The 19,774-nt window shown below is 54.2% G+C and carries 17 protein-coding genes; 13 read left to right on the top strand and 4 right to left on the bottom strand.

The annotated features are described in order from the left end of the window. Positions 1–14: 14 nt before the first annotated feature. The 10 genes from kdsC to yrbL all read left to right on the top strand — a co-directional run bounded on the left by kdsC (position 15) and on the right by yrbL (position 6,859). Complete coding sequence (gene kdsC / locus ABVN44_RS21370) at positions 15–581, top strand: 3-deoxy-manno-octulosonate-8-phosphatase KdsC (protein WP_023232448.1); 567 nt, start codon at positions 15–17, stop codon at positions 579–581. Beyond that, entirely contained in the window at positions 578–1,153 is a 576-nt protein-coding gene (lptC, locus tag ABVN44_RS21365; protein ID WP_000047845.1) for an LPS export ABC transporter periplasmic protein LptC, read from the top strand. The genes kdsC and lptC overlap by 4 nt, the downstream gene beginning before the upstream one ends. After that, positions 1,122–1,676, top strand: coding sequence for a lipopolysaccharide ABC transporter substrate-binding protein LptA (gene lptA / locus ABVN44_RS21360; protein ID WP_000669770.1), 555 nt, complete (start codon positions 1,122–1,124; stop codon positions 1,674–1,676). The genes lptC and lptA overlap by 32 nt, the downstream gene beginning before the upstream one ends. A gap of 6 nt (positions 1,677–1,682) precedes the next feature. Then, positions 1,683–2,408, top strand: coding sequence for an LPS export ABC transporter ATP-binding protein (lptB, locus tag ABVN44_RS21355; protein WP_000224104.1), 726 nt, complete (start codon positions 1,683–1,685; stop codon positions 2,406–2,408). A gap of 47 nt (positions 2,409–2,455) precedes the next feature. Further along, a complete protein-coding gene (gene rpoN / locus ABVN44_RS21350) occupies positions 2,456–3,889 on the top strand; it encodes an RNA polymerase factor sigma-54 (RefSeq protein ID WP_000809020.1) in 1,434 nt (477 codons plus the stop codon). A gap of 22 nt (positions 3,890–3,911) precedes the next feature. Then, complete coding sequence (hpf, locus tag ABVN44_RS21345) at positions 3,912–4,199, top strand: ribosome hibernation promoting factor (RefSeq protein WP_001176589.1); 288 nt, start codon at positions 3,912–3,914, stop codon at positions 4,197–4,199. 117 nt (positions 4,200–4,316) lie between these two features. Then, positions 4,317–4,808, top strand: a complete 492-nt coding sequence (ptsN, locus tag ABVN44_RS21340) for a PTS IIA-like nitrogen regulatory protein PtsN (protein ID WP_000609332.1) — start codon at positions 4,317–4,319, stop codon at positions 4,806–4,808. Between the two features lie 45 nt (positions 4,809–4,853). Beyond that, positions 4,854–5,708, top strand: coding sequence for an RNase adapter RapZ (rapZ, locus tag ABVN44_RS21335; protein ID WP_000243749.1), 855 nt, complete (start codon positions 4,854–4,856; stop codon positions 5,706–5,708). Further along, complete coding sequence (gene npr / locus ABVN44_RS21330; RefSeq protein ID WP_000216797.1) at positions 5,705–5,977, top strand: PTS phosphocarrier protein NPr; 273 nt, start codon at positions 5,705–5,707, stop codon at positions 5,975–5,977. The genes rapZ and npr overlap by 4 nt, the downstream gene beginning before the upstream one ends. Before the next feature lie 249 nt (positions 5,978–6,226). Next, positions 6,227–6,859, top strand: a complete 633-nt coding sequence (gene yrbL, locus ABVN44_RS21325) for a PhoP regulatory network protein YrbL (protein WP_000602192.1) — start codon at positions 6,227–6,229, stop codon at positions 6,857–6,859. Positions 6,860–6,933: 74 nt separating this feature from the next. Here yrbL and mtgA read toward each other — a convergent pair whose 3' ends face one another. From mtgA to ABVN44_RS21305, 4 genes are all read right to left on the bottom strand, one after another. After that, entirely contained in the window at positions 6,934–7,662 is a 729-nt protein-coding gene (mtgA, locus tag ABVN44_RS21320; RefSeq protein WP_000044646.1) for a monofunctional biosynthetic peptidoglycan transglycosylase, read from the bottom strand. Then, positions 7,659–8,312, bottom strand: coding sequence for an isoprenoid biosynthesis glyoxalase ElbB (gene elbB, locus ABVN44_RS21315; protein ID WP_000719811.1), 654 nt, complete (start codon positions 8,310–8,312; stop codon positions 7,659–7,661). Before elbB ends, mtgA begins: the two co-directional genes overlap by 4 nt. Positions 8,313–8,538: 226 nt before the next feature. After that, positions 8,539–10,875 (bottom strand): aerobic respiration two-component sensor histidine kinase ArcB, encoded by a 2,337-nt coding sequence (gene arcB, locus ABVN44_RS21310; protein WP_000809820.1) that lies wholly within the window; start codon positions 10,873–10,875, stop codon positions 8,539–8,541. Positions 10,876–10,968: 93 nt separating this feature from the next. Then, a complete protein-coding gene (locus ABVN44_RS21305; protein ID WP_023232447.1) occupies positions 10,969–11,898 on the bottom strand; it encodes a TIGR01212 family radical SAM protein in 930 nt (309 codons plus the stop codon). Positions 11,899–12,569: 671 nt separating this feature from the next. Between ABVN44_RS21305 and gltB the strand changes: the two genes are divergently transcribed. The 3 genes from gltB to ABVN44_RS21290 all read left to right on the top strand — a co-directional run bounded on the left by gltB (position 12,570) and on the right by ABVN44_RS21290 (position 19,769). After that, the gene (gene gltB / locus ABVN44_RS21300; protein WP_001748595.1) at positions 12,570–17,030 is read left to right on the top strand and encodes a glutamate synthase large subunit; all 4,461 of its coding nucleotides are present in this window, start codon (positions 12,570–12,572) and stop codon (positions 17,028–17,030) included. 9 nt (positions 17,031–17,039) lie between these two features. Next, the gene (gltD, locus tag ABVN44_RS21295; RefSeq protein WP_000081637.1) at positions 17,040–18,458 is read left to right on the top strand and encodes a glutamate synthase subunit GltD; all 1,419 of its coding nucleotides are present in this window, start codon (positions 17,040–17,042) and stop codon (positions 18,456–18,458) included. A 207-nt stretch (positions 18,459–18,665) separates the two neighbouring features. Further along, complete coding sequence (locus ABVN44_RS21290; RefSeq protein ID WP_023232446.1) at positions 18,666–19,769, top strand: YhcG family protein; 1,104 nt, start codon at positions 18,666–18,668, stop codon at positions 19,767–19,769. Positions 19,770–19,774: the final 5 nt, after the last annotated feature.

The following is a 19,774-nucleotide window of genomic DNA, read 5'->3' as shown; positions in this document are numbered from 1 at the left end:
AAGGATAATTAACGATGAGTAAAGCAGGTGCGTCGCTTGCGACCTGTTATGGCCCCGTCAGCACCCATGTCATGACCAAAGCGGAGAATATCCGCCTGCTCATCCTGGACGTGGATGGCGTATTGTCTGACGGCCTGATTTATATGGGCAATAACGGCGAAGAGCTGAAGGCTTTCAACGTTCGTGACGGCTATGGTATTCGCTGTGCTTTGACCTCCAATATCGAGGTTGCCATTATTACCGGACGAAAGGCTAAACTTGTAGAAGATCGCTGCGCCACGCTGGGGATTGTCCATCTTTATCAGGGACAGTCGAATAAGCTGATCGCCTTTAGCGATCTGCTGGAAAAACTGGCCATTGCGCCGGAAAATGTTGCCTATGTCGGCGATGATCTGATTGACTGGCCAGTGATGGAAAAAGTGGGGTTAAGCGTTGCCGTTGCGGATGCGCATCCGCTGCTGAGCCCCCGCGCTGACTATGTGACGCACATTGCCGGCGGGCGCGGCGCGGTACGTGAGGTGTGCGATTTGCTGCTGCTGGCGCAGGGCAAGCTGGATGAGGCCAAAGGGCAATCGATATGAGTAAAACCAGACGTTGGGTTATCATTCTACTGTCGCTGGCCATTCTGGTACTGATTGGTATCAATCTGGCGGATAAAGACGATCCTGCTGCCGTGATGGTCAACAGCAACGATCCCACGTATAAAAGCGAGCATACGGATACCGTCGTGTACAGTCCGGAAGGCGCGTTGAGCTATCGTCTGATCGCGCAGCACGTTGAATATTTTTCCGATCAGGCGGTCTCATGGTTTACGCAACCGGTATTAACCACCTTTGATAAGGATAAAGTGCCGACATGGTCGATCAAGGCCGATAAAGCCAAATTGACTAACGATCGGATGCTCTATCTGTATGGCCATGTTGAAGTCAACGCCCTGGTGCCTGACGCTCAATTACGCAGAATTACCACCGATAACGCGCAGATTAATCTGGTGACGCAGGATGTTACCTCGAACGATCTGGTGACGTTATACGGCACAACATTTAACTCCAGCGGACTGAAAATGCGCGGTAACTTACGCAGCAAGAACGCCGAGCTGATTGAAAAGGTTAGAACCTCTTATGAAATTCAAAACAAACAAACTCAGCCTTAATCTTATGCTTGCCGGCTCGCTGCTGGCCGCCAGCATTCCGGCCTTCGCCGTCACGGGCGATACCGAACAGCCTATTCATATTGACTCGGATCAACAGTCGCTGGATATGCAAGGCAACGTCGTGACCTTTACGGGCAACGTGGTAATGACCCAGGGCACGATTAAGATCAACGCCGATAAAGTCGTGGTTACCCGCCCTGGCGGCGAACAGGGGAAAGAGGTGATCGACGGTTACGGCAATCCGGCCACCTTCTACCAGATGCAGGACAACGGTAAGCCGGTGAAAGGCCACGCTTCCCATATGCATTACGAGCTGGCAAAAGATTTTGTGGTGCTGACCGGCAACGCTTATCTGGAGCAGCTTGACAGCAACATTACCGGCGACAAAATCACCTACCTGGTGAAAGAGCAGAAAATGCAGGCCTTCAGCGAGAAAGGCAAACGCGTCACCACCGTTCTGGTGCCGTCGCAGTTGCAAGACAAAAACAAAGGCCAGACTCCGGCGCAAAAGAAGAGTAACTAATTCGTTATGGCAACATTAACTGCAAAGAATCTGGCGAAGGCCTATAAAGGCCGTCGCGTAGTGGAAGATGTCAGTCTGACCGTTAACTCCGGGGAGATTGTCGGGCTGCTCGGTCCAAACGGCGCGGGTAAAACCACCACCTTTTATATGGTCGTCGGTATCGTGCCGCGTGACGCGGGCAATATCATCATCGATGATGAAGATATCAGTCTGCTGCCGCTGCACGCGCGCGCGCGCCGCGGTATCGGCTATTTGCCGCAGGAAGCCTCTATTTTCCGCCGTCTCAGCGTATTTGATAACCTGATGGCGGTACTGCAAATTCGTGACGATTTGACCGCAGAACAGCGAGAAGACCGCGCCAACGAGCTGATGGAAGAGTTTCATATCGAGCATCTGCGCGACAGCATGGGACAGGCGCTGTCCGGTGGTGAACGCCGTCGTGTAGAAATAGCCCGCGCGTTGGCCGCTAATCCCAAATTTATCCTGCTGGATGAACCCTTTGCCGGCGTCGACCCGATTTCCGTTATCGACATAAAACGCATTATCGAGCATCTGCGCGATAGTGGGCTCGGCGTGCTGATCACCGACCATAACGTCCGTGAGACGCTGGCAGTCTGTGAACGCGCCTATATCGTGAGCCAGGGCCACCTTATTGCCCACGGTACGCCGACAGAAATCCTGCAAGACGAACACGTTAAGCGTGTATATCTTGGGGAAGACTTCAGACTCTGATAGGGTAGAGGGCTATGCTGCTCTAGCGGGAGAAAACGACTCTGAATATGAAGCAAGGTTTGCAACTCAGGCTTAGCCAACAACTGGCGATGACGCCTCAGCTACAACAGGCCATCCGTCTGTTGCAGTTGTCTACGCTGGAACTTCAGCAGGAACTCCAGCAAGCGCTGGAAAATAACCCGCTGCTTGAGCAAACCGATCTTCATGACGAAATCGACACTCAGCAACCTCAGGATAACGATCCTCTCGATACCGCCGACGCGCTCGAACAAAAAGAGATGCCGGAAGAGCTGCCGCTTGACGCCAGTTGGGATGAAATTTACACCGCCGGGACGCCATCCGGCCCCAGCGGCGATTATATCGACGATGAGCTGCCCGTCTATCAGGGCGAAACGACGCAGTCGTTGCAGGATTATCTGATGTGGCAGGTTGAGCTAACGCCCTTCTCGGACACCGATCGCGCTATTGCGACATCCATTGTCGATGCGGTAGATGATACCGGCTATCTCACCGTATCCCTGGACGAAATTCGCGAAAGCATGGGCGATGTAGAGGTGGATCTCGATGAGGTCGAAGCCGTCCTGAAGCGTATTCAGCGTTTTGATCCGGTAGGCGTCGCGGCAAAAGATCTTCGCGACTGTCTGCTGATCCAGCTTTCACAATTCGACAAATCCACGCCGTGGCTGGAAGAGGCGCGGCTTATTATCTGCGATCATCTTGATCTGCTGGCCAACCACGATTTCCGCACGTTGATGCGCGTTACCCGACTGAAAGAAGAGGTGCTGAAAGAGGCGGTAAACCTGATTCAGTCGCTCGATCCCAGACCCGGTCAATCGATCCAGACCGGCGAGCCGGAGTACGTTATCCCGGATGTGCTGGTACGCAAGCATAACGGTCGCTGGACGGTGGAGCTTAATAGCGACAGTATTCCCCGTTTACAGATTAACCAGCACTATGCCGCCATGTGCAATAGCGCGCGCAACGATGCCGACAGCCAGTTCATCCGCAGTAATTTACAGGATGCGAAATGGCTGATAAAAAGCCTTGAAAGCCGTAACGACACGCTGCTGCGCGTCAGTCGCTGCATCGTCGAGCAACAGCAAGCCTTTTTTGAACAGGGCGAAGAATATATGAAACCGATGGTACTGGCGGATATCGCCCAGGCCGTCGAGATGCACGAATCCACTATATCCCGCGTGACCACGCAGAAGTATTTGCACAGCCCGCGCGGTATTTTTGAACTCAAATATTTCTTTTCCAGCCACGTCAATACCGAAGGCGGAGGCGAAGCCTCTTCCACCGCGATTCGCGCGCTGGTGAAGAAGTTAATTGCGGCGGAAAACCCCGCGAAACCACTGAGCGACAGCAAGTTAACCTCTCTGCTGTCAGAACAAGGTATCATGGTGGCGCGCCGCACTGTTGCGAAGTACCGAGAGTCTTTATCCATTCCGCCGTCAAACCAACGCAAACAGCTGGTTTGACCCAACCGATAAGGAAGACACTATGCAGCTCAATATCACCGGACATAATGTCGAAATTACTGAAGCCCTGCGTGAATTTGTGACGACAAAATTCGCCAAACTTGAACAGTATTTTGAGCGGATTAATCAGGTATACGTGGTGTTGAAAGTGGAGAAGGTCACGCACATCTCGGATGCGACGCTACACGTTAACGGCGGCGAAATTCACGCCAGCGCGGAAGGCCAGGATATGTATGCCGCCATTGACGGCTTGATTGATAAACTGGCAAGGCAGTTAACCAGGCATAAAGATAAACTGAAACAACACTAATTGTCCGGGCAGTTAGCCAGTGCAGGACGGCCTGTTGTGTGACACAACGGGCCATTTGTACAGTTAGCGCTCCGAACCTGGCCATCAACCTGACAGGACAGGTTCTTAGGTGAAATTATGATAAATAACGATACGACTCTACAACTGAGCAGTGTACTTAACCAGGAGTGTACGCGTAGCGGCGTTCATTGTCAGAGTAAGAAACGCGCGCTGGAAATCATCAGCGAACTGGCGGCAAAACAGCTCAGTTTACCTCCTCAGGTCGTGTTTGAAGCCATTCTGACACGCGAAAAAATGGGCAGTACCGGTATTGGTAATGGTATCGCCATCCCGCACGGGAAACTGGAAGAAGATACCTTACGCGCCGTCGGCGTGTTCGTTCAGCTCGAAACGCCAATCGCGTTCGACGCCATCGATAACCAGCCGGTCGATCTCCTCTTCGCCCTGCTGGTGCCCGCCGATCAAACTAAAACGCATCTGCACACGCTGTCGCTGGTGGCGAAACGTCTGGCGGATAAAACGATCTGCCGCCGCCTGCGCGCGGCGCTGAATGATGAAGAGCTGTATCAAATCATTACTGACACCGAAGGTGAGCAGAATGAGGCATAACAACTCAATGGCATTTATTTCTGTCGTTGTGAGGAGAAACGGTACATGGTACTGATGATCGTCAGCGGGCGTTCCGGATCAGGTAAATCTGTCGCTCTGCGCGCGCTGGAAGATATGGGATTTTACTGCGTGGATAACCTCCCCGTCGTGCTGTTGCCCGATCTGGCGCGAACGCTGGCCGATCGCCAGATTTCCGCCGCCGTCAGCATTGATGTGCGCAATATGCCTGAATCACCTGAGATTTTTGAACAGGCGATGAATAATCTGCCTGGCGCTTTCTCGCCGCAATTGCTGTTTCTTGACGCCGACCGCAATACCTTGATTCGCCGCTACAGCGACACGCGCCGTTTGCATCCGCTTTCCAGCAAAAATCTTTCTTTAGAGAGTGCGATCGATAAAGAGAGTGACTTGCTGGAGCCGTTACGCTCACGTGCGGATCTGATCGTCGACACTTCAGAAATGTCCGTCCATGAGCTGGCGGAGATGCTGCGTACCCGGCTGTTGGGCAAACGCGAGCGTGAACTGACGATGGTATTTGAGTCCTTCGGCTTTAAACATGGTATCCCGATTGATGCGGACTATGTGTTTGATGTCCGCTTTCTGCCCAACCCGCACTGGGATCCAAAACTGCGCCCCATGACCGGGCTTGATAAGCCGGTAGCCGCGTTTCTTGACCGACACACAGAAGTTCACAATTTTATCTATCAGACTCGCAGCTATCTTGAGCTATGGTTACCGATGCTGGAGACCAACAACCGCAGCTACCTTACCGTCGCTATCGGTTGTACCGGCGGGAAACACCGTTCGGTGTATATTGCAGAACAGCTGGCAGACTACTTCCGCTCGCGCGGTAAAAATGTCCAGTCTCGCCATCGCACGCTGGAAAAACGCAAAACATGACCGTAAAGCAAACTGTTGAAGTCACCAATAAGCTGGGCATGCATGCCCGGCCTGCCATGAAGCTTTTCGAACTGATGCAGGGTTTTGACGCCGAGGTGCTATTACGCAATGACGAAGGCACCGAAGCGGAAGCAAACAGCGTCATCGCGCTGTTAATGCTCGACTCCGCCAAAGGGCGTCAGATCGAAATTGAAGCCACCGGCCCGCAAGAAGTTGAAGCGCTGGCGGCGGTTATCGCGCTGTTCAATTCCGGCTTTGACGAAGACTAAACCTCCCCCTCTATACCCTATTTTCCCCCAACGCCGTCCCGGTATTTGATGACAGTCACCCCAAAACCGGGCGTGTTACGCCTGCCTGCCACTTGTCCCGCAGCCCCACCCTTTCGTAAGATTTGTACATTTCGTGCGCTTTACCTATGCATAAAAACATTAAGAAAACCTTAAAAAATTTCGTTTAGGTTTTGTTTAAGTTCTTTGTCCATACTAAATTTATGTGAATAAATTTTTCCAGGACTTGCCATGATCCTTTTATCCGAACAGACTCCGCTGGGCGCTGGTCGACATCGTAAATGCTATACGCATCCGGATAATGCCCGGCGTTGCATAAAAGTTATTTACAACCGTGACCACGGCGGTGATAAAGAGATTCGGCGTGAACTGAGCTACTATGCGCATCTGTCCCGCTACCTGACGGACTGGAGCGCTATCCCCCGTTATTACGGCACGGTAGAAACCGATTGCGGCACCGGCTATGTCTACGACATGATTACCGATTTCAACGGCGCGCCCTCTATTACCCTGACCGAGTTCGCCGCGCAATGTCGTTATGAAGAGGATGTCGCTGTCCTGCGGCGGCTACTGAAAAAACTGAAACGTTACCTGCTGGATAACCATATTGTGACGATGTCGCTGAAGCCGCAAAATATCCTGTGCCAGCGTATCAGCGAGTCAGAAGTGGTTCCGGTGGTTTGCGACAATCTGGGGGAAAGTACCTTTATCCCGCTGGCGACCTGGTCAACATGGTGCTGTGAACGCAAACTGGAGAGAGTGTGGCAGCGGTTTATCGCCCAGCCTGCGCTGGCCGTTGCCCTGGAGAGGGACGCGCAGCCAAAAGACAAGAAACGGCTGGCGCTTACTTCTCACGAAGCTTAATGGCCTGTGCTTATCAGGCCTGGACGACACAGATCGCAGGCCAGATAAGGCGTTCGCGCCGCCATTCGACAAAATTAATTAAGCTGGTTGCGCGTCATAAAAGATTCCCCGCCCAGTTGGCGCATCTGGCGCATAATCCACGCCTGCCGGCTACGCACATAGCCGGAAGGCGCATTCGCCTTATAGCGTAACGGATTTGGCAATACCGCCGCCAGCAACGCGGCTTCAGACATACTCAAGCGACTGGCAGGTTTATGAAAATACCGTTGCGCCGCAGCCTCCACGCCGAAAATACCATCGCCAAACTCCGCGATATTCAGATAAACCGTGAGAATGCGCTTTTTGCTCCAGACAGTTTCAATACCCAGCGTTAGCCCGGCCTCCAGACCTTTGCGCAGCCAACTGCGTCCATCCCATAAAAAGAGATTTTTCGCCGTTTGCTGCGAAAGCGTAGAGGCGCCGCGAATACGGCTCTCATTCCGCTCATTATGCGCCAGCGCTTTTTCAATCGCCGGAACATCAAAGCCCCAGTGCTCAGGGAACTTCTGGTCTTCCGCCGCAATTACCGCCAGCCCCATCCACGGCGAGATATCCGCCATACTGACCCAGTCAGAATGCGCCACATAACCGAACTCTCCGCCGAGCCAGGCGCTAATCTGCCGTTCCGCCATCACCGCCGAAAAAGGCACCGGAACCACGCTAAACAGCGCAATGCCGCCGCCCCAAAAGACGGCGAGCGCAGCAAGGATACGTAAAAGTAGACGGCGCAAAAACGTTAACGGCGCGATGCGTCGTTTGCTCATTCCGCCAGAACCAGCACGCGCGACACTAATTTATCAATGCCGCTTGCCGCCTGGGCGATATCCTGCGCCAGCATATAGGCAGGGGTGGTCACGACCTTGTTATCCTCGTCCACAACGATATCATCAACCGGGCAAGGTACGTGTTCGGCCCCCATCTCTTCAAGTACTTCAGCGGTATCAATATCCGTCCCTATTGTCAGACGTAGCGGGAAGTCAAAGATTTTCGGCAACATTGCGGGCGCGATACAGATGAATCCCAGCGGCTTGCCGGACTGGTGCATGGCCTTCGCCAGCGCGACGACATCGCTATCCACCCGGCATTCGCTCCCCTGGCTGGCGAAATTACTCAGGTTCTTCGCCGCGCCGAAACCACCAGGCACAATGAGCGCATCCAGTTCCTCTGGTTGAGCCTGGGACAGGGGACGAATATCGCCCCGCGTAATACGCGCCGCCTCAATCAGGACGTTACGCGTTTCCGCCATCGCTTCGCCGGTCAGGTGATTAATAACATCCGCTTGTGGTTTATCCGGCGCGAAGCAGACAGCCTGCGCGCCGCTGCGGGCAATGGCCAACAGCGTCAGAACGGCCTCATGAATTTCGGCGCCGTCATAGACGCCGCATCCGCTGAGCACTACGCCAATTTTTTTCATGGTGAACATCCTCCTGCAACCGACTCAAGCCCATTAATAATTTTGATTAAAATGCTACGCTTCACACATTTAAATGATTCATGTAACAAATCATTTAGGATTTGCTATCTTAACTGCGTGCGGCCTGAAAACAGGACTGCGCCTTTGACATCATCATAATAAGCACGGCGCAGCCACGATTTCCCTGGTGTTGGCGCAGTATTCGCGCACCCCGGTCAAACCGGGGTCATTTTTTTTCCGCGTTTGCCACCCAGGCTTTCAGCACCGCGACATCGTGCTGCCACTCCTGCTTCATCTCTTCAATCCATTCCGCGACATTATCTTCCCAGGCGGGAAGATCCGGCGACTGGATTTGCTGGCCAAGCTGTTGCAGATGACGCAGCCCTACCGAACCGGCGGCGCCTTTAATCTTATGCCCTTCCTCAACGACGCCTTTTTTGTCACGCGCCGTCAGATTGGACTCCAGCACGCTTAAATAGCCAGGCATCATTTTTTCAAATACCGCGAGACCGTCAGTGATCAATTTAGGCCCAACCAACTCGATGTATTGTTCCAGCATCGGGATATCCAGCAGCGCTTGCGCTTTATCGCTCTCTTCAGGCGTCACGGTACTCTCCTCTTTATCGGTGGCATCCCAGAATTTTTTAATCATCGCGGTTAAGGCCGGCACCGACAGCGGCTTACTCAGCACATCGTCCATACCAGCGTCCAGATACTCTTTTTTATCTTTCAGAACGTTAGCCGTAAGCGCTACCAGCGGCGGTAAATCTTCCCGCGTGTGGCGACGGGTCAGTTCTCTGGCAATATCCAGCCCCGTCATATCCGGTAGTTGAATATCCAGTAAGACCAGGTCATATTCGCCCGGCGCGAACATCTCCAGCGCCGCCTTGCCGGTCATCGCGACATCCACGCTGTTACCCAGTTTTTCCAGTACCGAACGCGCCACGATCACGTTCAGTTCAATATCTTCGACCAGCAGAACATGCAGCGCGGGCAGCGGCATGTCATCTTCATCAAAGGCGTCCTCCACCTCTTCCGCCACCGCTGGCGCATGAACCGTTAGCGTAAAGGTCGATCCTTTGCCCGGCAGACTGGAAACGGTAATATCGCCGCCCATATTTTTCGCCAGCCGACGGGAGACCGCCAGCCCGATACCGGTCCCCGTTGCCGGTTTGCCGCCGTTACTGTCTTTCACCTGATAATACATGGCGAAAATTTTATCCTGCTCATCCTGCGGAATGCCGATCCCGGAATCTTCCACTTCAAAGTGCAGCATGTCGCCTTCATCATAGCGCGCCCGCACCGTCACCTGGCCCTGCTGAGTAAATTTCACCGCATTGCTGATCAAATTCCATAAAATCTGGCGCAGACGCGTTCCGTCGGTAATGACTTTGTGCGGCAGCGGCAGCGTCGGCTCAAGCACAAAACGTAGCCCTTTTTGCTGCGCCTGCAAACCGGAAAGGTTTTCCAGATCGGCCATAAAGCTGGTGAAATCAACCGGTTGGTTATCAAGCTGAACCTTACGCCGCTCCATCTTATCCATGTCAATGATATCATTGAAAATATTTCCTAACGTCACGGCGGAGACATGGATTGTTTTAAGGTATTTTTCCTGTTCGGCGGTGAGATCGGTATCCAGCAGGATGCGGCTTAAACCGACGATGCCGTTAAGCGGGGTGCGCAGCTCATGACTGATGGTAGAGATAAATGTGGTCTTGTCGCGGCTGGCGCGTTCCAGCGCGTCCTGATAACGCTTACGTTCGGTAATATCACGACCAAATCCCATCAGGCCATGACGTTTACCGACACGGTCGTAATAAGGCACTTTACGAATTTCAAAGCAGGCCTTTCGTCCGTCCGGGTAATCCAGCCACTGTTCGTAGGTCAGGGAGACGTTATGGCGGAATACTTTTTCGTCGGTTTCAATGACTTTCTCCGCCGCTTCGGGAGAGTACACATCTTCCGGCTTCAAATGCACCAGCTGTTTTTCGCTCTTGCCGGTTAGCAATTCCATTGCGCGGTTACAGCCGGAAAATTCTTTATCCTCATTACGATAAAAAACCAAATCCGGCGAGGCGTCCAGAAAGGAGCGCAGAAAAGAGGATTGCTGTTCTAGCTGGATTTGCGCTTCTTCACGCTCTTTAATTTCTACTTTTAGCTGTTCAAATGTCTCTTGCAGCTCCGCTTCCGCTTTTTCGCGATCGGCAATTTCCTGATTAAGCTGGGCAATATTGTCCTTCAACTGTACGTTAAGCTTGAGATCGCGCTCGCGCATCTCCTCCAGCTTTTGCACCAGACGCGACAGTCGCTGCCTTGACTCTTCCAGTTGTTCAACAACAACGGATAAGAAATAGACCGCCCAGGGCGTAATTAACAGGCCAAAAAAGATGGAACGAATAACGTCGATACTTTCAACCTGACCATGCAGTACCATGGTCACCGCCATCTGCACGACAATCGCCAGCACCACCAATGCCAACGCCAGGAGCATGGAAAAGCGCACCAGACCCAATTTCATCATCAGGTCGACATAGTATTGCGCCAGCATACGAATTTGCTTCATAGAGGATTCCTTCACCACAACTTCGCACATAATACCCAATTATGGGAACCGCGTTGAATATTGTGCGAAATATGCGTAGCGCCCCTCATCACGCTACGCTACAGGTGGTATCCAGGGACGGGCCAGCGCAGAGCCCTGTACGCCATGCTCATTCAGGTATTTGTCCAGCTCAACCATCCCCGTCCAGCGATTCTCGCACCACAGCGGGGCAAGCAGCGTCGGACGGCGAGCGCTGGCTGAAATTCGGTGATAAATTACCTCCGGCGGCGTATGACGAATCATCTCACCTGCCGTTAGCGTGTAGTCGTCCAGTTCGATGCCGTTCAGCCGCCCCGCTTCCCAGGCTTTGGCCATCGTACTGCCTTTCACAATATGCAGCGGATGCAGTTTAATACCGTCAACGCCCGTCTCCACCACACGCTCCATGGTTTGCAGGCATTCTGCCTGCCCTTCGCCCGGCAGCCCCACAATCAGATGCGCGCACACTTTCAGCCCGCGCTCCCGGGCAATCCGGGTGGTACGCTGATAGCAGGCGAAGTCATGCCCGCGGTTAATTCGGTGCAGGGTTTTATCGTGCGCGGTTTGCAATCCCAGTTCCAGCCACACCTCGTAGCCTTGATCTTTATATTCACACAGTAAATCTACTACTGACTGCGGGACGCAATCCGGACGCGTACCGACGCATAACCCGACGATACTGGCCTGGCTGACCGCCTGTTGATACATGGAACGCAGCACCTGCACTTCCGCAAAGGTGCTGGTGTAGGCCTGGAAATAGGCCAAATAGCGTTTAGCGCGGTTCACCAGATGCGCCTGATGCGCAAGCTGCTCGGCAATCGAATGCTGCTGCTGCGCCTCATCGGCAAAAGAGGCGACATTACAGAAGGTGCAACCGCCACGCCCGATGGTGCCGTCGCGATTAGGGCAGCTAAAACCGCCATGAAGCGTCAGCTTATGAACCTTTTGCCCATACCGACGTAAAAGATCCCCACCAAACATATTGACTAATTTCTGTAACTGCATAATCTGATAGACCGCCTCTTAAAAAGAGGCCAAAGCCTGCCATTTTTAGTCTCCTTTGGCGATGACCTGGATCAATCGTCCCGGAAGGCTTTTATCCATTGCATAATCAAGCAAAATAAACGATATTTCATTCATAATCCCGCTGATGATTTTTCCTGATATTCCCCTCTTTTTTCAGCGTTTGCTGGGTCATCGATAAAAACAGTAGCATTCAATACTGCTCACGCTTAAAACAGCATAAAATGCCAAGATTTTTGAAAAAGCAAGGTCAGATAATGCCTGGCGAGCGGCTCTTATAGTGAGACAGATCACAGGCTTTCTGCCGCTCCGTATTAGCAGCCCTTCTATAAAAAACCTTTTAATTTCAACAGATTCAAAAAGTTATCTGTGCTACAGCACACTTTTGCATAAATCAGTTTGCCATTTGACCTGGGTGTGGATTCCCGATAAGTTGGGGATCCGCTGGAAGCTTTCTGGATGAGCCGTCTGCTCATCATATTTATGCAGTAATTGAGATTCCCTCTTAACCGTATTTACCAATGCGCAAAGGACACAAAGAGGGCGAATGCGAGGTAAGCGTATGATGCGCCAGCCCCGTCGCCATGCTCTTGCTGTGCCCGCGCGCCGTCGGTTGGGAGAGCGTCCCGTAGAGCCTGGGGAGGTTCACTGATATGTTGTACGATAAATCCCTTGAGAAGGATAACTGTGGTTTCGGCCTGATCGCCCACATAGAAGGCGAACCTAGCCACAAGGTAGTGCGTACCGCCATACACGCGCTGGCCCGGATGCAGCACCGTGGCGCGATCCTTGCCGACGGTAAAACCGGCGACGGTTGCGGCTTGCTGTTACAAAAACCTGACCGTTTCTTTCGCATCGTGGCCGAAGAGCGCGGCTGGCGCTTAGCCAAAAACTACGCCGTCGGGATGATCTTTTTGAATAAAGATCCTGAACTGGCCGCCGCGTCACGCCATATTGTCGAAGAAGAATTACAGCAGGAAACCCTGTCGATTGTCGGCTGGCGCGATGTGCCAACCAATGAAGGCGTGCTCGGTGAAATCGCCCTCTCCTCTCTGCCGCGTATTGAGCAGATTTTTGTCAACGCTCCGGCAGGCTGGCGTCCGCGTGATATGGAGCGCCGTCTGTTTATCGCCCGCCGACGCATTGAAAAACGCCTGCAGGACGACAAAGATTTCTACGTATGCAGCCTGTCGAACCTGGTCAACATTTATAAAGGTCTGTGTATGCCGGCGGATCTGCCGCGCTTCTACCTGGATCTTGCGGATCTGCGTCTGGAATCGGCCATCTGCCTGTTCCACCAGCGCTTTTCCACTAACACCGTGCCGCGTTGGCCGCTGGCGCAGCCGTTCCGCTACCTGGCGCATAACGGCGAGATTAACACCATCACCGGCAACCGCCAGTGGGCGCGCGCCCGTACCTATAAATTCCAGACGCCGCTGATCCCGGATTTACAGTCCGCTGCGCCGTTTGTTAACGAAACCGGTTCGGATTCCAGCTCGCTGGACAACATGTTGGAACTGCTGCTGGCAGGCGGGATGGACATTATCCGCGCCATGCGCCTGTTGGTGCCGCCCGCCTGGCAGAACAACCCCGATATGGACCAGGATCTGCGCGCCTTCTTTGACTTTAACTCCATGCATATGGAGCCGTGGGACGGACCGGCAGGCATCGTGATGTCCGACGGGCGCTTCGCCGCCTGTAACCTTGACCGTAACGGCCTGCGCCCGGCACGCTATGTCATTACCAAAGACAAGCTGATCACCTGCGCCTCCGAAGTCGGTATCTGGGACTATCAGCCGGATGAAGTGGTCGAGAAAGGCCGCGTCGGCCCAGGCGAGCTGATGGTGATCGACACCCGCGGCGGACGTATTCTGCATTCCGCGGAAACCGATGACGATCTGAAAAGCCGCCATCCGTATAAAGCGTGGATGGAAAAGAATGTTCGCCGTCTGGTGCCGTTTGAAGAGTTGCCTGATGAAGAAGTCGGTAGCCGCGAGCTGGACGATGACCTGCTCGCCAGCTATCAGAAACAGTTTAACTACAGCGCCGAAGAGCTGGACTCGGTTATCCGCGTGTTGGGCGAAAACGGCCAGGAAGCCGTCGGTTCAATGGGCGACGATACCCCCTTTGCCGTGCTCTCCAGCCAGCCGCGTATTATTTACGACTACTTCCGCCAGCAGTTCGCGCAGGTCACTAACCCGCCTATCGACCCGCTGCGTGAAGCGCACGTCATGTCGCTCGCCACCAGCATCGGTCGCGAAATGAACGTCTTCTGCGAAGCGGAAGGTCAGGCCCATCGCCTGAGTTTTAAATCGCCAATTCTGCTGTACTCCGATTTCAAACAGCTCACTACCATGAGCGAGCATCACTACCGCGCCGACTGGCTTGACATTACCTTTGATGTCACCGAAACCACACTGGACGCGACGGTTAAGGCGCTGTGCGATAAAGCGGAACAGATGGTGCGCAACGGCACCGTGCTGCTGGTCCTCTCGGATCGCAATATCGGTAAGAATCGCCTGCCGGTGCCCGCGCCGATGGCGGTGGGCGCGGTGCAAACGCGTCTGGTGGAACAAAGCCTGCGCTGCGACGCTAACATCATCGTAGAAACCGGAAGCGCCCGCGATCCGCACCACTTTGCGGTACTGCTCGGCTTTGGCGCAACGGCCATCTATCCGTACCTGGCCTACGAAACGCTGGGGCGTCTGATTGATACCCAGGCCATCGCTAAAAACTACCGTACCGTGATGCAGAACTACCGTAACGGCATCAACAAGGGGCTGTACAAGATTATGTCCAAAATGGGCATTTCGACCATTGCCTCTTACCGCTGCTCCAAACTGTTTGAAGCGGTCGGGCTGCACGATGATGTGGTAAACCTGTGCTTCCAGGGCGTGGTCAGCCGTATCGGCGGCGCGAGCTTTGATGACTTCCAGCAGGATCTGCTGAATCTCTCCAAACGCGCCTGGCTGGCGCGCAAACCCATTAGCCCGGGCGGCCTGCTGAAGTACGTCCACGGCGGCGAATATCACGCCTATAACCCGGATGTCGTGCGTACCCTGCAACAGGCGGTACAGAGCGGCGAGTACAGCGATTATCAGGAATACGCCAAGCTGGTCAATGAGCGTCCGGCGGCAACGCTGCGCGATCTGCTGGCGATACATCCAGACGGCGAGGCGGTGACTATCGACGAGGTTGAGCCCGCCAGTGAGCTGTTTAAACGCTTTGATACCGCAGCCATGTCTATCGGCGCATTAAGTCCGGAAGCGCACGAAGCGCTGGCGGAAGCGATGAACAGCCTCGGCGGCAACTCCAACTCCGGCGAAGGCGGCGAAGACCCGGCGCGCTACGGCACCAATAAAGTGTCGCGTATCAAACAGGTGGCCTCCGGTCGCTTTGGCGTGACGCCGGCCTACCTGGTCAATGCCGATGTGATTCAGATTAAAGTCGCGCAGGGCGCGAAACCGGGCGAAGGCGGTCAGTTACCGGGGGATAAAGTCACTCCGTATATCGCTAAACTGCGTTATTCAGTGCCGGGCGTGACGCTGATCTCCCCGCCGCCGCACCACGATATTTACTCTATCGAGGACTTAGCGCAGCTCATTTTCGACCTCAAACAGGTCAACCCGAAGGCGATGATCTCCGTGAAGCTGGTGTCCGAACCGGGCGTCGGCACCATCGCGACCGGCGTGGCGAAAGCCTATGCGGATCTGATCACCATCGCCGGTTACGACGGCGGTACCGGCGCCAGCCCGCTCTCTTCGGTGAAATATGCGGGCTGTCCGTGGGAACTCGGACTTGTTGAAACCCAGCAGGCGCTGGTCGCCAACGGTCTGCGTCACAAGATTCGTCTGCAGGTGGACGGCGGTCTGAAAACCGGCGTCGACATCATTAAAGCGGCGATTCTCGGTGCGGAAAGTTTCGGCTTCGGCACCGGCCCGATGGTGGCGCTGGGCTGTAAATACCTGCGCATTTGCCATCTGAACAACTGCGCAACCGGCGTGGCGACGCAGGATGAAAAACTGCGTAAGAACCACTATCACGGCCTGCCGTTCAAAGTAACCAACTACTTTGAATTTATCGCCCGCGAAGTGCGCGAGCTGATGGCTTCGCTTGGCGTGACCCGCCTGGTGGATTTGATTGGCCGCACCGACCTGCTGAAAGAGCTGGAGGGCTTCACCGCTAAACAGCAGAAGCTGGCGCTGTCTCGTCTACTGGAAACCGCTGAACCTCATCCGGGTAAAGCGCTGTACTGCACCGAGAATAACCCGCCGTTTGATAACGGCGTGCTGAATGCGCAACTGTTGCAGCAGGCGAAGCCGTTTGTCGATGCGCGCCAGAGCAAAACCTTCTGGTTCGACATCCGCAACACCGATCGTTCCGTCGGCGCGTCGCTTTCCGGCTACATCGCACAGACCCACGGCGATCAGGGGCTGGCTTCCGATCCGATTAAAGCGCACTTCAGCGGTACCGCAGGCCAGAGCTTTGGCGTGTGGAACGCGGGCGGCGTAGAGTTATATCTGACTGGCGATGCCAACGACTATGTCGGTAAAGGTATGGCAGGTGGTTTGATCGCCATCAGACCACCGGTAGGTTCCGCCTTCCTCAGCCATAAAGCCAGCATTATCGGCAACACCTGCCTGTATGGAGCCACCGGTGGCCGTCTGTACGCGGCGGGCCGCGCGGGCGAACGTTTCGGCGTGCGTAACTCCGGGGCGATTACCGTAGTAGAGGGCATCGGCGACAACGGCTGTGAATACATGACCGGCGGCATCGTCTGCGTGTTGGGTAAAACCGGCGTTAACTTCGGCGCGGGGATGACCGGCGGCTTCGCCTATGTGCTGGACGAAGATGGCGAATTCCGTAAACGCGTGAACCCGGAACTGGTAGAAGTACTGGACGTTGATTCGCTGGCTATCCACGAAGAGCATCTGCGCGGCCTGATCACCGAGCACGTGCAACATACTGGTTCGCAACGCGGCGAAGAGATCCTGTCCAGGTGGTCAAGCTTCTCAACCCAATTCGCGTTAGTGAAGCCCAAGTCCAGCGATGTCAAAGCCCTGTTGGGCCACCGTAGTCGTAGTGCGGCAGAATTGCGCGTGCAGGCGCAGTAAGGAATTGAAATGAGCCAGAATGTTTATCAATTTATCGACCTGCAGCGCGTTGATCCGCCGAAGAAACCGCTGAAGATCCGTAAGATCGAGTTTGTTGAAATCTACGAACCGTTTTCTGAAGGTCAGGCGAAAGCCCAGGCGGATCGCTGTTTGTCCTGCGGTAACCCCTACTGCGAGTGGAAATGTCCGGTACATAACTACATCCCGAACTGGCTGAAACTGGCTAACGAAGGGCGTATTTTTGAGGCGGCTGAGCTATCGCACCAGACCAACACCCTGCCGGAAGTGTGTGGCCGCGTCTGCCCGCAGGACCGCCTGTGCGAAGGCTCCTGTACGCTGCACGATGAGTTCGGCGCGGTGACCATCGGTAACATTGAGCGCTATATCAACGATAAAGCGTTTGAAATGGGCTGGCGCCCGGATATGACCGGCGTGCGCCAGACGGACAAACGGGTAGCGATTATCGGCGCAGGTCCGGCAGGGCTGGCGTGCGCCGACGTGCTGACCCGCAACGGCGTGAAGGCGGTGGTCTTTGATCGCCATCCGGAAATCGGCGGCCTGCTGACCTTCGGTATTCCAGCTTTCAAACTGGAAAAAGAGGTGATGACCCGTCGTCGCGAGATCTTCACCGGCATGGGTATTGAGTTCAAACTTAATACCGAAGTGGGTCGTGATGTACAGCTTGAAGATCTGCTGAAAGATTACGATGCGGTATTCCTTGGCGTCGGCACCTATCAGTCGATGCGCGGCGGGCTGGAAAATGAAGATGCGGACGGGGTTTTCGACGCTCTGCCGTTCCTGATCGCCAATACGAAGCAGATCATGGGGTTTGGCGAAACCAGCGACGAACCATATGTCAGCATGGAAGGCAAACGCGTGGTGGTGCTGGGCGGCGGCGATACCGCAATGGACTGCGTACGCACTTCCATACGCCAGGGCGCAACGCACGTAACCTGTGCTTATCGTCGTGATGAAGAGAACATGCCGGGCTCCAGACGCGAAGTGAAGAACGCGCGCGAGGAAGGTGTCGAGTTTCAGTTTAACGTTCAACCGCTGGGCATTGAAGTCAATGCCAACGGCAAAGTGAGCGGCGTAAAAATGGTGCGCACTGAAATGGGCGAACCGGATGCCCAAGGCCGTCGACGGGCGGAGATCGTCGCCGGTTCCGAGCATGTGGTTCCGGCTGATGCGGTGGTGATGGCGTTTGGTTTTCGTCCACACAGCATGGAATGGCTGGCGAAACACAGCGTGGAGCTGGACTCGCAGGGACGAATTATCGCGCCGGAACGCAGCGATAATGCTTTCCAGACCAGCAACCCGAAAATCTTCGCCGGTGGCGACATCGTGCGCGGTTCCGATCTGGTGGTGACGGCGATTGCCGAAGGCCGTAAGGCGGCTGACGGGATTATGAACTACCTCGAAGTGTAACCCTTCCGGCTCCCCGGTTGATGCCTTGTGCTGATGGCTGGGGAGCCGATATTCCTCTCCTCAATATCTCTCCTGCCGATTCTGGAAACCCGCTCGTAAATCGAGATGTAATGCCATGTAAAATCCGTTCATGGATTGATCCGTTTACGCCTGAAGCGTATTGATAGCGTTCTAATTTCACAATGAAACTATCACGTAAGGGATGACATGACGAATCCAACTTTAGCGCCACAGTCTGATGAATATCAGCAAATTCATGACGGTATTATTCGTCTGGTCGATACGGCACGTACCGAGACCGTGCGCAGCATCAATGCCATTATGACTGCCACCTACTGGGAAATTGGCCGACGCATTGTCGAATTTGAACAGGGAGGAGAAGCGCGAGCGGCCTATGGTACTCAGCTTATCGAACGATTATCGGTAGATTTAAGTCAGCGCTATAAGCGCGGTTTTTCCACCAGAAACCTATGGCAAATTCGTACATTTTATCTTTGTTTTCAAGATATTGAAATTCCGCAGACACTGTCTGCGGAATCTTCAAATCTCATACCGCTCGCCAAAACATTCCCTCTCCCCTGGTCAGCGTATGTCCGCCTCTTGTCGGTAAAAAATCCCGATGCCCGCACTTTTTACGAGAAAGAGACGCTACGTAACGGCTGGTCCGTACGGCAGCTCGACAGGCAAATCGCCACTCAATTTTACGAACGAACGCTACTGTCCCACGACAAATCCGCCATGTTGCAGCAGCCTGCACCCGCCGGGCCAAACGTTTTGCCGGAGCAAACCATACGCGACCCGTTCATTCTGGAATTTCTTAACCTGAAGGACGAATATTCCGAATCAGATCTCGAAGACGCGCTGCTCAGCCACCTGATGGACTTTATGCTGGAGCTCGGTGACGATTTTGCTTTTGTTGGCCGCCAACGCCGACTACGCATAGACGATAGCTGGTTCCGCGTCGACCTGCTGTTCTTCCATCGTCGCTTGCGCTGCCTGTTGCTTGTTGACCTGAAGGTAGGCAAATTCGGTTATGCGGATGCCGGGCAGATGAATATGTACCTGAACTATGCCAAAGAGCACTGGACAATGCCCGGAGAAAACCCGCCAGTCGGCCTGGTTTTGTGCGCAGGGAAAGGCGCGGGGGAAGCGCATTACGCGCTGACTGGCCTGCCAAACACCATCATGGCGAGCGAGTACAAAGTGCAGCTGCCTGACGAAAAATTACTCACAGACGAACTTATTCGTTCGCAAACCATGCTGGAAACTCAACTCACACGCGGTGGTTCACTGACAACGGAGAAAAACTAACGAAC

The sequence above is a fragment of the Salmonella sp. SJTUF15570 genome, from assembly GCF_043357055.1.
GTDB classification, from domain to species: Bacteria; Pseudomonadota; Gammaproteobacteria; order Enterobacterales; family Enterobacteriaceae; genus Salmonella; species Salmonella enterica.
Note: the sequence above shows the minus strand (reverse complement) of the source record. Positions and strands in the feature narration are given on the sequence as shown.

Coding starts and splice junctions, on each gene's coding strand:
- mtgA (WP_000044646.1), bottom strand. CDS start 7,662: ATGAGCAAACGACGCATCGCGCCGTTAACGTTTTTGCGCCGTCTACTT.
- ABVN44_RS21305 (WP_023232447.1), bottom strand. CDS start 11,898: ATGCAGTTACAGAAATTAGTCAATATGTTTGGTGGGGATCTTTTACGT.
- gltD (WP_000081637.1), top strand. CDS start 17,040: ATGAGCCAGAATGTTTATCAATTTATCGACCTGCAGCGCGTTGATCCG.
- ptsN (WP_000609332.1), top strand. CDS start 4,317: ATGATAAATAACGATACGACTCTACAACTGAGCAGTGTACTTAACCAG.
- rapZ (WP_000243749.1), top strand. CDS start 4,854: ATGGTACTGATGATCGTCAGCGGGCGTTCCGGATCAGGTAAATCTGTC.
- rpoN (WP_000809020.1), top strand. CDS start 2,456: ATGAAGCAAGGTTTGCAACTCAGGCTTAGCCAACAACTGGCGATGACG.
- gltB (WP_001748595.1), top strand. CDS start 12,570: ATGTTGTACGATAAATCCCTTGAGAAGGATAACTGTGGTTTCGGCCTG.
- elbB (WP_000719811.1), bottom strand. CDS start 8,312: ATGAAAAAAATTGGCGTAGTGCTCAGCGGATGCGGCGTCTATGACGGC.
- npr (WP_000216797.1), top strand. CDS start 5,705: ATGACCGTAAAGCAAACTGTTGAAGTCACCAATAAGCTGGGCATGCAT.
- lptC (WP_000047845.1), top strand. CDS start 578: ATGAGTAAAACCAGACGTTGGGTTATCATTCTACTGTCGCTGGCCATT.
- arcB (WP_000809820.1), bottom strand. CDS start 10,875: ATGAAGCAAATTCGTATGCTGGCGCAATACTATGTCGACCTGATGATG.
- yrbL (WP_000602192.1), top strand. CDS start 6,227: ATGATCCTTTTATCCGAACAGACTCCGCTGGGCGCTGGTCGACATCGT.
- ABVN44_RS21290 (WP_023232446.1), top strand. CDS start 18,666: ATGACGAATCCAACTTTAGCGCCACAGTCTGATGAATATCAGCAAATT.
- hpf (WP_001176589.1), top strand. CDS start 3,912: ATGCAGCTCAATATCACCGGACATAATGTCGAAATTACTGAAGCCCTG.
- kdsC (WP_023232448.1), top strand. CDS start 15: ATGAGTAAAGCAGGTGCGTCGCTTGCGACCTGTTATGGCCCCGTCAGC.
- lptA (WP_000669770.1), top strand. CDS start 1,122: ATGAAATTCAAAACAAACAAACTCAGCCTTAATCTTATGCTTGCCGGC.
- lptB (WP_000224104.1), top strand. CDS start 1,683: ATGGCAACATTAACTGCAAAGAATCTGGCGAAGGCCTATAAAGGCCGT.